Genomic DNA, 17549 nt, shown 5'->3' on the forward strand with positions numbered 1-17549 from the left:
TAACTATTTATCTCCATCCAATCCTTTCAACTTATCAAGCATTTCAACTTTCAAGTTCATAATCATGGTTTCAACTTCTTCTCGCTGTGTCGGGTCAATGAGTTTTAGAGCCTTGCTTGCTTTTTGTATGGCATTGTGATAGCCTTTAACTAAAGCGTACCGTTTGAATACCTCTGAATTGATAAGTTCATCTATCTTTTCAGCATACTCGATGTTCCCCACTCTGACCTGATTCTTGTATCCGCTTAAAGAATGCTGGACATCTTCCATTTCATCAACTGCTTTAGAATACTCACGGTTGATTTGGCTGCCTGTTGTCCGTTCATCTGCGGTTTGATAGAAACTGCTGATGACAGGTACATTGCGCCATTCCTGCAAATCTTCATTCCATAGCATTTCCAATGTCTTTTGGGTCTTGTTCAGTGTTTTGCCGACACCGCCAAAGTAGCTTTCAAACAGATGTTCTATCAATGCAGGATTAATGTTTATTGTGCCTGCATCGACATTGTTACCTCCTGTTATCTCGTTCAACCATCTTGTACCGTCAACAAGCCAAGGGGCGGTACTCTTGTACGCCTTTGTCCACTCTGGATCCATTTCGTTCCACGTGTGTTTACGGTAAATAGGTTTGCCAAAATAATCCTTATTGGCTATAATCTGCGCAAAAGGTTGTCCGATAGTCGGTGTAAGGCTTACTGCAACATTTCCTCCGTTGCCTGTCAGGTCAATAGGTAGCATGGACGAGAATCCGGTTGCTGCCTTGCTTAAACCGTCTTCAATATTTTCCTTTCCGGCAAGGACTGAATATGCTATTTCTCCCATACTGTAGAAAGGTCTCATTTCGTGTGGTAATGGAAGCGTCATATATCCGTTTTCACTCCAAGGTACATAAAGGACGAGGTTGTTCCTGCGTACCCATTCCGGTAAATCCCAATAACCGTTGTCATCGTCATCTCCACCAAGCAGAGCCTGTATAGCCAAGTTCATCATCGGAACAAGGAAGCCTGCCGATGAGAATATGGTTAATGCCATAGTGGTTTTGGCAGGGTGTTTTGCCATAAGTTTGCCGAAGTTCGCTACACTCTGAATGGCTGCATTGAAAAAGATGTAACTGAAGTTCATGACACTTGCACCCAGTCCGCCACTTCCTTTCTTGTTGAAGTTGACGGTAATCTCTTTCGCGTCATATATGGAGTGGGCCACATCCCTGCCCATTTGGCGGCTTGTCATATACACCATGAAGCGTGTCGTGTCCTCTGCGCTTCTATTCAGAAACTCCACACTGTTCCACAAACCGTTCCATGCTTTTTGGGTAATGGAACTTTTACCCTCTGCTTCTTTTATGAAACGCTTGATGTTTCGTTTGTAGTCTTCAACTGTATTCAGTTGGGTAAATCCTGTTTCGCCTCCATTACGGATAAACTCGTCAAAATAACGTTCCAAATCGTTATTCCTATCAAGCCTGCCGTTTTTGTATTTTACAAGCAGACGCGGCAGTTGAGCCTTAACCAGGCATTCTGTTACATTTTTGTTATACCTGGCTGTATATACAGCGTTTTCTTTAATGGCTACTGCCGTACCTGCCCAAATGATGTCTCTTGACAGGTTGCTCACGACAAAGGCAGGGTTCATTGAAGTAAATGCTCTTGCCATAAGATTCTTCACCGCTTTTGCAGCCTTGTACAGACTGCTGTCGTTTACATCCGGGTTGGTCAATCCGTTGATGGCTTGTGCCGCTCTTGGATTTCCATTGATATAAAGGCAATATTCCTTACCGGCTCTTTTTACCCTTACAACGTGTTCTTGACCCTCGCGTTTCGTAATATGCATACTTAGTTTCAGCCCGTCCTTCTTTTTCGTGGCATTATCTCCGAGGGCTTCCATTTCCTGCTCGAATTGTTCGACAATGGAAGCCACCTCATCACCTGTTGCATCTTCCGGGATTATTGGGTTTCGTGCTTCCCATTCACCGGTGGCATTGTCAAGCACATACCATTGTTCGCTGATACTTACAAGTTCATTCGGATTATTGAGAATGAAGTTCAGAAATTTCTGCTTCATCAAGTTCCTGTTTCCTTGAACGATGCTACTTTCCGCCATGAATCCAATGGTGGCCAAAGGGTCGTCAGCCAGACTTGTGCGTCCTTCCGCTGTCTTCAATGTCGGAGAAAGCATCAGACGGTTGCTTGTCATATATTCGTATTCGTTGGAAGCGACTTCGCAATCCCAACCTCTTAATGGCACATAATATTTGAACATTCCACGAACTTTGTCATAAGTGGATTTACTCATCAAGCCGCTATTGTAACTTTTGCGTAACGTTTCTTTGGTCGCAGCGTTGATTTTATCCCACAATTCGGACACGTTAAACTTGCTCTCGAACTCATCAACTATCATTTGTGCAGCCTCGGTGAAATTATCTTTATCACCGGTTAATTCGGTCAAACCCGAATAATCACGTGTAATAGCACCATCCCAAGTGTCGCCATCCTGCTCTGCATCTCGTTTGGAGAATTCCTCATTACGCTCCAGACCATGCTTTGCTATGATGTACGACTTCAACTCTTCATAAGATGCACCTAATTTGATAAGTTTCTGAACAACTTTCATCATCGGTTTATAGAAATCCCTTTCATATATCTCCGCTTGCGACTTATTTTCTGCCGACATACTGTTTTCTGCAATATAGGCATTTTCAAACGAATGGATTGGATTCCCTGTTTCTTCTGAAATCATGTCCTGCAATGTTTTCAATGCGGACATACTGTCTTGATACGCCTCTTTCAGTCTGTACAGGAGATTTTCTTTCCATTTGACACTTCTGCTTTTATTGGGTGTACGGACTTTCCTGTCATAGCGTCTCCTTAAAGAGTCGCCGTCACGGTACAGGGTATCATCGTTTTCTGCAATGTTCTGATGATGTGGTTCGGCAACTGCATAATTGCCTACTTTCAGTTCATACTGCTTTGCCACATCGGCGGCTTCTCCCAATATACTTCTGTATCTGCCCGGTTCTGCAAGATTCTCGTAGCTGCGCCACAATACATAGCGTAGTTCGTTGTCAGTCAGAGTAACCCCTCCGAAATCCTCAAAGCCTATCTTGTGCAGCATATTCAGGAAGAAATCCTTTATCTGCCTCCACCAGCTTGCATTGATGTTTTCAAATTCAGTATCTTCTGCAAGCGAAGCAAGATATTCTTCGGTAGCCTTACTGAAATCCCAACCGTTTTTTGCAGCCATATCTACAATGCGTCTACGAATGCTTTCTTCTGCATTGTTGAGTACATTATCAAGGAATGTATCAAAATGTTCGCCGAACAGCTGACGCAATCCGTAGTGGGCTACCGCTTCATGAAGCAGGGTCTGCTCTATGTCAAATACGCTTGAATGGTTGGGAACAACAATGGTAATCTTGCCTGTACTCTTTGAGTAGAAACCTTTTGCACGCTGTTTCTTACCCTCCAATGTGTAAGCATCGGTTACTATATCCACATTGTCCAGATGCAGCTTTTCTGCAAGGCTTTTCACGCGCTCTGTCATTCTTTGGCGTTCACGCTGTGCAAATTCTCTCCGTTGCTTTGCCGTTCTCCTTGACCGCCCGAGCAGTTTTGCCGCAGGGTCATTCTCATAACTGACTTCATCATCGGTGTATGCCCCAATGCCGTTACGTTGGAGAATATCAGTTGTGTCATCCTTTACTTTTACTCCCAACTTGGTCAATTCTTTAACAATCTCATCAATATGGTCGGCAGGAATATCCGCACGCAACTTCCCTCGGTAAGGGTAGAAGTTTTCACCTGCGGCACGAAGCAAGGTTTTGTTCTCGTAGTAAACTGCACCATCTTTCTTTGTCTTTGGGACAGTTAGGTAGAACATCTTTGCCCAACTGCTACCCATAATCTCTACCTTTCCATCGTGACTTATTATAGGAGTATAGTCTTTTATCTGTTGTAAACGACTGCTCAATGGCGCACCGCTCGTTTTCAGCATAGAAGCATTCCATTTGTCGGGCATTAAGATGCCATCGTGAACATTACCGTCAATGTCAGTATAACTAATGAGTTGTCCCGGATAGCCTCCATATTCATCTTGTGTATCGGCTATAGCCTGCAAGATATTACCTGTCATAATGAAACCTGTCTTTCGTGTCTCACTTGGTATCTGACTATCCCAATTATCAAGTGTGGTGGCACGTGCAGCATCCCAATTGTCATTGGTCATTTTATCAATGCTTCGCAACGCATCAATCTGTGAAAGTTTAATCTCAATGCGTCTGCGACCGTCAAGGGTTGCAAATACCGCAAGTGTTGTTGAGGCTGTAATCTTGCTATCCTTTGTTTTGTATCCACAGAAGATAGCAGGAGTGGCAAAATCAAATACCATCGCTTCAAGGTTGTCAGGTACGAGATATGACTTGCCAACTTCAAACATTCTCAAGCGGCGCATTATCTGGTCACTGCTTTGGTTGAGGCGTAGAATATTGTCATTGTGCTTCGCTTCAACCTTTTCGTTAGTCTCTGCGATAAAGTTTTCTATGGCAACACGCTTTTCCTCTTCGCTACGTTTCTTCTGTCCGTTGATTTTGTCTGTCTGTTTGGCAATATCCTCTACGGCTTTCGCTTTTGCTTTCTCGTAACGTTCTTCCTCTACGGCAATTCTCGCTTCGTCCTCTTTACGGATTATCTCGATGACACTTTCCAAGTATTCAGCAGGTGCAACACCTCGGTTTATCTGCTCAATAACCTTGCGTATTTCATCGGCTTTCATCGGTTTTCTCAATACGTCCATTTCCACCTTTTCCACAAAGGAATTGCGTGCAAAAGGATTACTGCCGTTCGGGTCAATGCCTTCTGATGATACACGTCTCTCTATCGTCTTGGCACGAAGTGGCATTACGTTTATCTTCAAATCGTTGCTACCTGTATCATTGAGGTACTTAATCAATTCATTGTAACGTCTTACTACATCATCGTAAAACTCCTCTTGCTCTTTGGCTGTCAGCAGGGCTACATATCCTGTAACTTTTCGTGCATCGTCTTCCTGTGGCTTGTACTCATCAAGTTCGCTTGCTTGCACACGACCGCCTCCAAGTCCGCCTTTGTTCAAAGGTGCGCCCATTTTCTCGTAGATTTCCACATTATCACGTAGATATTCTACAACAACCTGGCTACCATACTTATTGAGCAAGTCCGGTGCTTCAACATCGTTGCTTTCACTATCCTGCGAGGTGGTAGTATTGGCGTTCAAAGACTTCAACTTGGTAGAAAGCATCATCAAGAAACGGTTTTCAGCAGGAACAGGCAAGCCGAGGTTGATGTAATAACCCCTATGTACCTGTCCTGTGCGGTCAATACGACCTATCATCTGCATATAGTCGTTGATGTCGCTCAATGGCTGTGCAATAATCATCGAGCGTTGACGCTGGTCGCTGAATTTCTCTGAAGCGTGCAGGCTGATACCTGTTGATGCAGATTTGTTGAGGATGAGTACGTCAAGAACACCACTGTTGAACTCTCTCTGCATTTTCTTTTTGTCCTTGTCAGTTCTACGCTTGACAACGACACGACCGTCATCGTTGCGTTCAACATACATATTACGTCCTGTCAATTCACCTACTTTGTATCCTTTATCGTTCAGACGCTCGATAATGGCATCAAGTGGACTGATAAAGATGCCACTTGTGCTTTCACGAATGAAATCCTGCAACTCGTAATATGCTTTTTCTCCTGCCGGACCTAATGCCTGTGGAGAATATCTCTCGTGGCGTTCGTTACCGTCCTCATCTTTAACGGTATACTGCATAACAGTGTCAAGTCCTTTTAGTAGGCTTGCGCTGAATGTTGGCTCATCAATGGTTTCTCCTGCGGCATAGTCCTTAATACTGCTCTCCATTGTGCTTTCCAACGCAATAACAGGGTGGCGACCTGCATTGATTTCGGCTTCCACTTCATCTGCAATAGCATCGACTTTGAGGGCAAGCATAAGTTGCTTGGTGTAGTTGTAGGTCTTGCTTGCAAATGGCACATTCTCTACGCCCATTTTATCTGTGCCTCGCTTCACACCTGCGCTCTCAGCCATAACAGCAAGTTCCATATCCAATGCTTCAATCATCGGCTTTACATAATCCTCTTGGAATTTGATGATGGCATTGAATGCTGCTATGGTACGGTCGTAATTTTCTCTTGCTCGTCTAACAGTTTCGGGGTCAGTAATTGTTTTCCAATCGGTAACAACATCGCTCATATCTCGCTCTCTGCGTACCATTTGCCCTGCATTGGTTAATTCACGGCTCATAATTTCTTGCAGAGTTACACCGCCTTTCTCAATGATACTAATCATCTTATTCGGCTCAACCTTTGCTTGGCTCATCGCTGTACGAATTGCATACAAAGGCATTGTGTCGGGACGCTTTGCGAACGTAGCACTTGCAAACGTGGCAGCTTTCGCCCCACGAAGAATACTTTGCAGATAGGCTCCTGTATTGCTCGAACCTGCCGCCGTATGACTTTCATCAAGGAACAGATAGTTATCCTTTGCAATGGCACGTAAGAATGTGGCTTTCGGGGTAGCCTTGCCATTCTTTACGTTTTTGCTTTTCTTAGTGCGTGCGCCACTTTTTTTGGCTGCTTCCTCCATTTCTTGTTGACTGACAGCATCACCAGTGTTTACCTGCGAATAGGTGAGTACAGCAAAGTCGCAGTCTTCGGGAAGTTTGCCGGTTTCCATTACTTTTTTCATCTTGGAATCCGACAAACCTTTATATACCACTTTACCATTGGCATCTACCATTTCACCCTTATTTTCCTTTGCCGATGGGGAGTTGAAAATAAATGGAACAAGATCACCGCTTCCAATATCCACCAAGTCCCGGTAAATATCGGAGAATAAGTCTGCTTTCTGGGTGATGAATACAGGTTTCTCGCCTCGTTGCACTGCCCAACGAATAAGTGCTGCCATTTGGCGACCCTTACCAACACCTGTTTGGTCACCTATAATGAGTGCTTGACCTTGCTTCATCTGATAGATAGCCATAGCAACACTATCCATCTGCTCTGCAGCAAGTGCCTGATGCGCTTCCTCAATGGTGTCATATCCGAGTTCTGTCTTAATAAATTCGTCTATGCTGCCGTGCTGTGCTTCAATTTGAGTAAGCACATTATCCATTGCCTCTACCATAGCAGCAGGAGCAACGCTTTCAAGCCTGAATGCTGTATTATGAGGACGATAAGGAAGTTTTTCTTCCGTCAAATCTCTTTTCTTAGGTTCTTCACTTAATCCCAGTCCGCTTCGTTGAACGTCCACTCCATCCACTGGCTGAGTCCCATTTCCCACAGTTCGTTGTTCAAGTCTTCTTCGGTCAGTTGAAGACTCTCCAATGGTATCAGTTCCTCTCCCGGTCTCGCCAACTGTATCATTCTGTCCACGTTCTCCCAATACAGGTCGTTGGTCGCTCTCAGAGTTTCTCTCCAATCCGGTTCTTCCTCTCCGTTCTGTTTGGCTTCCACTCTCATCATTCGCCTCAGATTGTCTATTATGTCCTGCTCCGTCAGTTTCCCCGGATGCGTTGTCAGCGACAGACAGATGTCGCCCTCCTTGGCTACGTAATACTTCTGTTCCATTTGTCTTTTCCTTTGAATTCAATACTTCGTTAATAATCTCATATAGGTCATCAAAACTTTCAGCCTTGCGGATAGCCTTACTCTCCACAGGTGGATATACGGCTGTCTGCGCTCGCTCCTCATTGCTTCTGCGACCATCTATAAGTATCATACGAGTAGGGAACGTAGTACCTTGTTTTGCATACAGTCCGCCACTCATATCAATAACACCTTTCACGTTATAGTGGTCGTACAGATACGTAAAGAATGGCTTCATACTTTTTATAGCACCATTACTTGCATATTCCATATTCCCACCAATGATAATGGCTGCTCTGCCATCATCTTTCATACTTGTAAGAGCGTTTAACGTAATCTGTGGGTCAAGTCCGGGTATCATCTTTCCGTCATACTCTACAGCCTCACGTTTCCCAAATGGAGGATTGGCAATAACAACGTCATACTGCATACCGCCTGCAAAAGGCTCTGTTGCATCCTGCTGTGTTACCTCTGCAAAACCCTGCTCGCGAAGATTATCCAATCGCGTCTCGTCAAGTTCATTTGCGCGTACTTGCTCAACAGGGACAGTGAACACCAGCATTCCGTTACCTGCCGTAGGCTCCAACACCTTACCGTCAGCTTTGTTTGCCATTGCAAAGCGGTTAGCAATCCAAGCCATCGGAAGAGGAGTGGAGTACTGCTGCATCTTGATACGATTACTGCTTCGTGCGGCAATGGTGGGTTGCATTTCATAAAGTTTGCATATCAAATCGTATGATGCACGGCTATCTCTACCTTTGCTGCTTACAACCTCTCGCGCGGCTCTTACCAATCCGTCCTCAACAAGTTCCTGCAACAAAATGTCAGTTCTTCCGTCATTATCTACCTCCATTCCCAACTCACTTGCACGCTTGCGTAGGTCTAAAATGCTTCTGTATGGCTTTGTCCCATTGTCAAGAGCCGCAAGCATATCAGCCTTTACTGCCATTGCAAATTGGCGATGCAGTTCTGCATCAGCTCTCTGTAATCCATGTTCGCCGTTTTTATTGTTATCAGTCAGACCGTCAAACAAACCCAACTCATTTGACTGCTGTGAATTTACTGCTTTTTTCTCGTTCTTTTTACGTTCAGGGCGGCTTTTTTTGATGCGTTCTTGTGCAATCTCTGCCTCTTGTTCCACCTCTGCCTCTCTTGTTATGGTTTCGGCAGTGGCAAGTGCATCAATGCTTGTCTTGTCGAAATTCGCCACATCAAACTTCTGTACCTCATCGTATGGGGTCATGTCGGCATCCAATCCATTTTCTGCCACCTCCGGTAAATCCCTCGCACCATTGTAGAATGCTTTGAGGTATGGGCGTATGGCATCGCCCAAGTCTGCAATCATGGCTGTTGCATACTCGGCAAATTTGCGTGCACCTTTCTCCAAATGGTAAACAGCCATCTCCGTACCAATGGCAAGTATTTCAGGGTCTATGCCCATGTTCATTTGACCGAGCAACTTCTTGCGCATACGCTCACGGAGTTCTGCATAGCGTTCATCGGTAACAAGACGGTTGCCACTCGTATTATTTTCAGGCTTAGATTCTTGCTCTGTGGCTGCCGCTTTTTCTGTACGTACAATCTCCCTAATCTTAACCTTGTTTTCAAGAATGGTTTCAACAGCGTCACGCAGTTCCTGATTAAAATTCTTGGGATTACGTACAATCTCCAACATTTCTTCAGGACTGTTTGCCGTATAATTGAAACGTCCATCCCCGATAGGGATAGGTCCGCTCACATCATCACGCCTCAATGTGGTTAATCCCGTTTCCTTATCAACAGAAACAGAATATTGCCATACAGGGGTGTATTCCTGTCTTTCTTCCGGCTTTGATGTTTCCGAAAGTTGAGGTTCTACAAACTGTACATTACCGTCATTGAGAGCCTGCATATCAGACATTGAGACTGGCTGTTGTGATTGTGCATCAGTTGCATATTCTGCCAAGCGTTCAGCATCTTCCTTGCTCCGCATCATGAAGCCTTGCTTTTCCTTATCCCACCAGCCTTTCAGTTGTTTGGCAAACATTGTGGTGTGCTTCCGAACAGTATCTCTTAATTCATCATTGAACTTCACAAGGTGCATATCCAACACCTTACCTCTTTTGGTGGTGTATTGTGTCTGAGTAATGGTGTATGCAGCATCAGTCGGTGTTGTCGTTTCTTCATTGGAATTGTTTTGTTCCAATTTCCGCTGTTCAGTAAAGAGGTCGTTTATTTCGGAAATAATGCGGGCTTCCTCAAATATATCACTCTGACCATGTGCGGCTTCTTGTTCCTTGTGCAGTTCTTCAATGCGTGATTTGATTTCAGAAAGTCTGTTGACTTGTGTACTTGAACTCTGTTCCTCAACACTTTTAACTGATTTGTATTCAGCAAACGCTTTAGTCTTACGGTGGCTACTATCTATCCACTTCTCGAAATCCTCTAAGTTGACACCGGTCACCACTGTCTTGTGTTTCTTCGCCCAGTCGTTGTCATAATTCGCAAAGTAAGCTGCTTCGGCATCGTCAGTCTCATTGAAGCCAAGCATTACCTTATGCTCGTCAAAGCTGCCGTCCTCGTTATACTGGTCAACCACGAACACCCTGCGTCCGTTCCAACCGTCAATGTCATCAGAGAGGAACACGTCTATATGGTCACCGTCCACGCCCTCCGTGCCACGAATGTAGCCGTAGGTGTTCTGCATGGTTGTTTCCCACTTATTGCCATTGGCATCCACACCGCTGCGCACACTGCCTTTAGGTTGCTCGATAGTAATATCGAACACCCCGACCTGTACATGACCTTTCTTGTAATTTCCGGCTTCTTTCTGCTTGTCGGTCGGATTTACATCAACTTCCGCCTCTGCCTTGGCTATTTTTTCTCCTAACTCACTGCTTTTACGAGAATTATTTGTACCTTTGTTGTCAGAAAGCATAGTGGTTTGAGGCGCATCCGTGCCCTCGGTAGCGAGGTCAGACACATTCCCTTGCGGCGAGTATAAGCCTTGTGCCATGTCTGAGGCATCAGAAACATCATCGGCGTGTTTCCAAACCATTTTTCCTTTAGTAAGGAGGTTCGCAATGGCGTTCCTCCTTTTTTCTTGGTTGGAAACAACTACCTCTTTACCGTCTTTGCTGACTGTTATTGAAGTGAAGTAATAATACCGAGAACCGTCAGCTTTTTTAAATGAGCGTATAAATACATAGGAAGATGCACGTTCTGTTGTATCTCCCTCTTTGGCTTCACTCACATCTGAAACTATTGCATGTGGGTGTTCAAGCGTAGGTTTAATCATGCCCAATTTACCATTTCTGCCTTGTCGCATCAATTTTGTAAATTGGTTTTCACCCATTTTTACATTGCCTATCGGAGTTGAAACGATACCATCTTCACCGAATAGGGCATCCCAGTTTTCAATAGTGAGGTCTATTTCAGGAGCAATTTCAGCACTCAATTCCATATCTGCAATGAAGTCTTGTGCTTCATCCGCAGTCATGGAACGGCCAATTACTTCCGTTTCATCATTTTCCTCTTCTTTATTTCCTCTATCTTCGCTCTCAACTCCGCTTCTTCCACCAATGCTTTCAGTTCTTCCTGTATCATCAGTTGTCCCATTTCTGTTCTCAACTCGTTCTCTTGGCGCAAGAGTTCCATTGCTTCCTTGCTGCCCTCGTTGGCTTGTTGCAGTATCGCCAACCAATACATTGCTTCGCTGTTGTCCATCGTAGATAATGTTTAATGTTTCGTAAATAGCCTGTGTAAGCGTCCGCGGAGTATTATCCGGTTGCTCGAACAGGGTTGCTTCCTGTGTGCCTTGGATAAGGTCATAGATTTTGTTAAATGTATTTTGGATAATGCCTTGGGGTTCTCCCTTGTACATCGTTGCCAAAAGCAATGCGAAGTTACTGAAATTATCGGCAGGGAGATAACTTTCGCCCGTTGCATCATCAATCTGGTATTGGTGTTTCCAGCTTTCAACGGCTATTCGTGCCTCTTTGAAATTTTTTGCTTCAGTAAATTGTTTGTCCTGCGACAAGGCATAATAAGCCCGGATTGAGTTCTGTATCTCCTCAACCATACGCTCTGCATTCGGACTGTCATAATCCCGGAATGCCGTTGCGAGAATAGCCTTTTGAGCCTTTACAGGCAACGCGTTGAACATTTCCTCAAGACGGACACTGCCACCCTTGAAAATGCTCTGATACATGATTCCACGCAAATCATTCTTGGCTTCGGCGGTCAGGTTACCCTTGCTGTCAAATGCGCTGCTGTATTGGGTCGGTGTGATGTAGCCTTTCTGCATCATCCATTTCAATACATTTGTACCGTTGGTATCCACAAGTCCTGCAAATGAAGTCTCCTCATCGCTCGAAGCAAGCAATAGGTTGGCGAACGAACGCATATCATTGCCCATCTTCTGCATGATGTTCTTGGGCTTTATACGTTCTATCCCTCCGCTTTCTGTGTCCTGTGCGACAAACTGACCGAGATTGATAGCCTCGGTATCGTCCACTTCAAGCATATTAACGAGGACAGGACGTTCCACAGAATCAATATCCTCGGCACGCAATCCAAATTCGTCTGCGTGGTCTTTCAGATACTGCTTGTACTGCTCTGCCTGGTCTTTGTGACCATACCACATCTGACGGAGTGCGTCACTTCGGTTGTTGCCCTGTATGACTTCCCCTCGTGCATTTATGGTAGGTGCGCCTGTATATGCAGTGACAGAAGATGTGATTTCTTCGGGACGAATGTTTCCGGCAATCTTTCGGGCAGACAATACGCTTGCTTCATCATTACGCTCCTTTGGCTGTGCCTCATCAATGAAGTGAAGCGGATTTCGCACACCTTGAACGTGACTCGGTTGCAACAAGTTTGCATCAATCACGGATATACGACCGCTTACAATAGCATCATCACTGAATTTTACGGATACCTCCTTTCCCATCAATGCCTGTACAGGCTCTTGGCGGTCTATCTTATGACCGTTCATACGTCTGTAACCTCTTGCCCGTGCATCCTGCGGCTTATCATCCACCATATCCGGCACTCCGTTCAAGGCTTCACGTTCAATGCGCTCTGCCTCCTCACGTTCCGCACGTAACTTTTCCTCTTCCGCCTTACGCAATGCGGCGGCTTCATCGGCAATGCGTCTGCGTTCAGCATCCGCTTCCATTTTTCTGCGGCTGGCGGTACCGGCTATCTTCTGCCAAACGAGCAATTCCTGTTTGGCTACATCAATCGCCGCCTTGCGTTCTTTCTCGGAAGCAATCTTTTCGGCAATGGAGTTGCCACCTTTTGATTTTGTTTTCTCCAACTTTTTCAAAGCAGCTTCCTTGTCAGCTACCATACCATCAGCCACAGTCTGTGCCATAGTCTCATCACCCTCAGTCTGCTCCACAATAGCATCCCAAGCTGTGTCGCTGTCGGCCTGCTCATATAATGGATTTCCCTGCTCATCCTTTGGTATTCTCTGCATGGCAGGAATTGCCAAATCGGCAGAGCCAATATTTTGATGAGCATTGTTATCATTTTCGGGAATATTTTCCACACCATTGTTGTTCTCATTTTCGGCAGGATGTTCAAATGTCACTCCGTTATGCTCCAACAGCATATTGTCAAGTTCATCACGAGTGAACAGGTTCACACGCTTGCCGTTGATAGGAGCTTCGGTAAATACCTCATACTTGCCGTCCGCATCGGCATCTGCTGTGATATTGCCACGGACGGTAACGCCGTTCTCATCGGTAAGCGAAACAATGTCATTGAGGGCGTATTGTGGTCTTTCAGCCTCTTGCATTTCCTGTTTCCGTTCGGTATTCTCAATGGTTCTCTGCTGCTCGAACTGCGCCACACGTGCCAAATTTGCCGCATCAGCCTGTTGCTGTATGGTTTCTTTTGCCAACGGGAAGATATTCACGCCGTCCGATACGTTAACTGTGCCGTCCCCATTATCCACAATACCGTCTTCGTTGGCTACAATCTGAACCTGTATCTGTGCGTCATCTCCTGTAATGGTGTATGTATCGCCGGGGTTGAATGTAACCACACCGTCAATCTTGTCGGATGCTTCCTGTGCGAACTGCTGAATGATAGCCCCCTCCGCTGTCATTTTCTCATCGGACGGGTTCAACGGCTCATCAATGTTCAATACGGCATCGGGCGATACCTGTTCGAGTGCGCCTGTTTCCGCATCACGGACAATGATGCTACCGTCCGAAGCCTTATTGTCAATGCCGCTGCCGTCTGCATATAACACAAGGTTTCCGCTAACGACATACACGCGGCGGTCGTCCTGTTTCATCGTTGCGCCCTGTATCATGCCAGTGGTGCGGTTGGTACGGGCATCGACCATTGCATTGCTTTGCTCCACACGTGCATCTATGTCATCACGCACACGTTGAATCATACCGTCATATACCTGCTTGGCATTCAGGTAGTCCAATATGATGTCTGCACGCTCATGTCCTTGTTCGTTGCCGCTGCTCGATGCGTTCCGTGCCTCGTTCAGCCAGTCCACAGCATCATTCACAAGGGCTTCATCGTTCACTCCCAGCTCGCGTTTCATCCTCTCCCTCTGGTACTCGTACATATTCTTGGCATCGGTCATTTCCTGTGGGTCTGCGATATTGTAACCATCAATGTAGCTTTCATCCAGTGACTGTACATCTTCATCCTGTCTGCGTCCACGCTTCTGTGCGAGTGTACCAAGGTTAAAGCCCCTCATCATCAACGAACGCTCCATGTAGGTAAGGATTGCGGCTCTCTCATCGTCTGAAAAATTCTTGTCGTTTACAATTCCATCCGCCACGCTGCCAATGTCATCATTGGTCGTAAGGTCGATAGTCGTCCTTAACGGTTCCCATATTTCTTTGCCAAGCAATTCTGTTGCACGGGCATCAGCCTTGTTTACTCCGTGCTTCATTGAAGCATACTGCGCTCCTGACAATGTAGCCTTACCTGCGCCCATCAATCCCATAGAAAGAGCCATGCCGCCCCAAATGTCGCCGTGGAATTGTCCTGTTGCAAGCAAGTTGGTGCGTGTGCCATCCGGGTTATGCTGGTACGCATCGTCCAGATTGAGCATGGTGCGCCACAATTGCCCATAGTATTCTTCCGTTACCTCTCCAAAATAGTCACTCACACCCATTTTGTTGAATAACTGATGTGTCTGTCCCATGATACCGTTCAACGCACCTGCATCAGCCTTTGAAAGCACTGCACCGATACGCTTTGCACCAACCACATTGGCGAGCTTACTCATATTTCCAAGAGTAACTACAGGGTCAAGGTGCGAACCGAACATTTCCGAATAATTTTCAACGATGGCATTGGCTTCTCCTTGCCAAATGGCATTTCCCCAAGTCTTGTCGTTGGAAAAATCATAGTTTCCGTTCTCATCGACAACCACATCACCGAGTTTTCTGTCAATAATGTCGGCTGTGGTTTTCCCTGCCTGTACCGTATTGGTCATAAGCGGAGCACGGAGAAGCAAGTCATCAGCAGTTGTACCGAGAGCCTTAATGGTCCAGTTGGTGGCATATTGCCCCAGTCCTTTCACGCCGTTGTTCTTTACGTATGCCTTGAAGCCCTGTTCCGCCAGTTGCTCTACTACTTCTTTGCCCACCACCTTTGTGGCAGCTTTCGTTCCGGCTTTGGAAAGAACATTGATACCGTTGAATCCACCTCCTGTAATGCCAAAGTCAAGCATGAATGCAGGCATATGGCCGGTCATCATACCGGCTCTGTTCCAAAAGCCAGCGTTCCCACCATACATCTGCTCCGCCTGTCCTTTGTTGTAGAGTGCGCCCATCATTTCATTGTAGGCTTCACGCTCTCCATCCGTGGCATTCTCTCCTTTTAGGTCATCGGCGTTCATCATCGTCAGAGCGTCACGCATATCGCTCATGCCGAAATCCCAAGTGCGGAAATCTCCTGCCACACGACCGAAACCACGCCAAAAGCCTACATCTACACCTTGTTCACGGTCTTTCTGTTCTTCAAGGTCTTTGATAAGTTCCTCTGTTTGACGAATGGCGACATCCAAGGCACTGTTTTCCTTGTCGCTCATCTGACGAGGAACATAGGTATCTGCTGCAAGCAAGAATCCAAGAGGAGCTGTATTCTTTTTTGTATCTTCTTCCCATTGTTCATGCACTCTCTTGGCACTTGCATCTCGTTTTTCTTGCAGTTCTGCAAGTTTCAGCCTTGCACGGCGTAGTTGTCCGCTTACAGACATATCAGCCGCCTGTCGGTATCTGAAACTCTCCATGTCCGCAAGTCCCTTACTGGTGTATCTGTTGCCAAGAGGGGTAATGTAGGTTTTCTCCAACTTTCCGCTCTCTGGGTTGAACTGCATTTTCCCTTCTGCTGTCTGTCCTCCACTCAATGGTGCATTTTCTTGGTACTCACGCATGGTCTTCATTTGTTCGCTGAAACCGTCCAACATTTGCTCCGTGCGGCGTTTCATCTGCCTCATATTTGCACTGAAGCGTATTTTATCCTGTTCCGTCAACGGCTTTTCTTTTGCTGTAGAGATTACAGGAGTTTCGGGTGTAGAGTCCGGTTCAGGCTGTTCCGAAACGTCATAGGTTTCTTCCTCTTGTGGTGCATTGCCTGTCTGCTTGGTGTAGCTCCACTTGTCATACTTCTTCTGAAAGCTGCCACGCTTCGGCAGGGGCAGGGAATATGCTGCACCGTCATTATCGTAAATCTCCACCTCTGCATTAGGGTATCGCTTCTCAAACGCTTCTACCTTATCATCAGGGATGTTGTAAGTTTTTCCGTTCGTTTTATATATGGGCATACTTAATTCTGTTTATATTGTTCAAAATCATCTTCATCATCTACAAGGTAACTCTCGAAACCATCGTCTTCCTTCGAGACCTCCGAGGTCATGGTGGCAGGGTCAAGTTTGGAGAGAGAAAGCATGATGTTTTTAGCTTTTTCTGATTTGTACCAGTTCTCTTTGACGAAAGTGTCTTTATCGCTTGCCGACATACCGTTTACTTTTTGAAGTGCTTCCGGCTCGATTCCGTCTGCCACAAGAGCATCATAAATGCTCGGCATCGACCCTTTCCAAACATTCTCGTAAATGGCTACTTGGTTTCCGTCACCGTCAGAAAAACCGAGTTGTTTGCCACGGACACCACGTGCGGCTGTCGCTCTCGCTTTATCACGCTCTACAGCCACATTGTCATTATGCCTCTTTACTTGGAAATTGTAGGAACGGTCAGCTTGACGTTTGTTTTCGTCAAATGTCGTTTGCCAACGCTTATCGGCTTCTTTATCTCGACCTTTCTTGTATTCTTGTTCTGCATCATATCGGTCATCGGCGATTTTCTCCCGCTCGTTACGATGCTGAATGCCTTCGTTGTACCGGTCATCATTCTTTTTGTCAAGACCGAGCAATCTTTGCCAAGAACGTTCACGGTGTGCTTCTTCTGAATCCGCCTGTTTCGCCCTAATCAAGCCATTGAAATATGCCGTATTCTTTTCATCACGGTCTTTCATCAACTTGTCATAGCGGATTTTGATACGCTCCGACATGGTGTTCTTGCCTGTGTACATGTTCGGTGCGCCCTGTGTCGTAAAAAATAGATTGGAGAGAGCCATAACGCCATCCCCAATTGCAGCAAAGATTTCATTTCTTCGCTGTTTCTTCTTTTCCTTTTCAAGTTCCTCTGCTGTCGGTGGGGTATAAGGGTTCAGTTGTCGGAACAATGCTTCATAGCCACCTCCACCAGCCGGAGTTCCTCCGTTTGTCGGCGGTGTGCCATTCTGCTTTGCCGGAGTCGGCGGTGCAGCCGGGGTAGAGGAAACAGGCGCATTATCCCCCGAATGTTGTTCCGTCCATTCCTTTGTGCCTTTCGGTGCATATCCTCCGCTTCCGGAAGAGCTGCCACCCAATATTTCATCCAATGTTGCCAT

The 17549-nt window shown here is 45.9% G+C and carries 2 protein-coding genes; both read right to left on the minus strand.

The genetic code is table 11. The annotated features are described in order from the left end of the window. Nucleotides 1–3 precede the first annotated feature (3 nt). A complete protein-coding gene (locus WKT20_RS04605) occupies nt 4–16425 on the minus strand; it encodes an LPD38 domain-containing protein (RefSeq protein ID WP_340416938.1) in 16422 nt (5473 codons plus the stop codon). A 2-nt stretch (nt 16426–16427) separates the two neighbouring features. Beyond that, the gene (locus WKT20_RS04610; protein WP_340416939.1) at nt 16428–17549 is read right to left on the minus strand and encodes a hypothetical protein; all 1122 of its coding nucleotides are present in this window, start codon (nt 17547–17549) and stop codon (nt 16428–16430) included.

The sequence above is a fragment of the Phocaeicola sp. ICN-14070 genome (genome assembly GCF_037892625.1).
Taxonomy (GTDB): Bacteria; Bacteroidota; Bacteroidia; order Bacteroidales; family Bacteroidaceae; genus Phocaeicola; species Phocaeicola plebeius.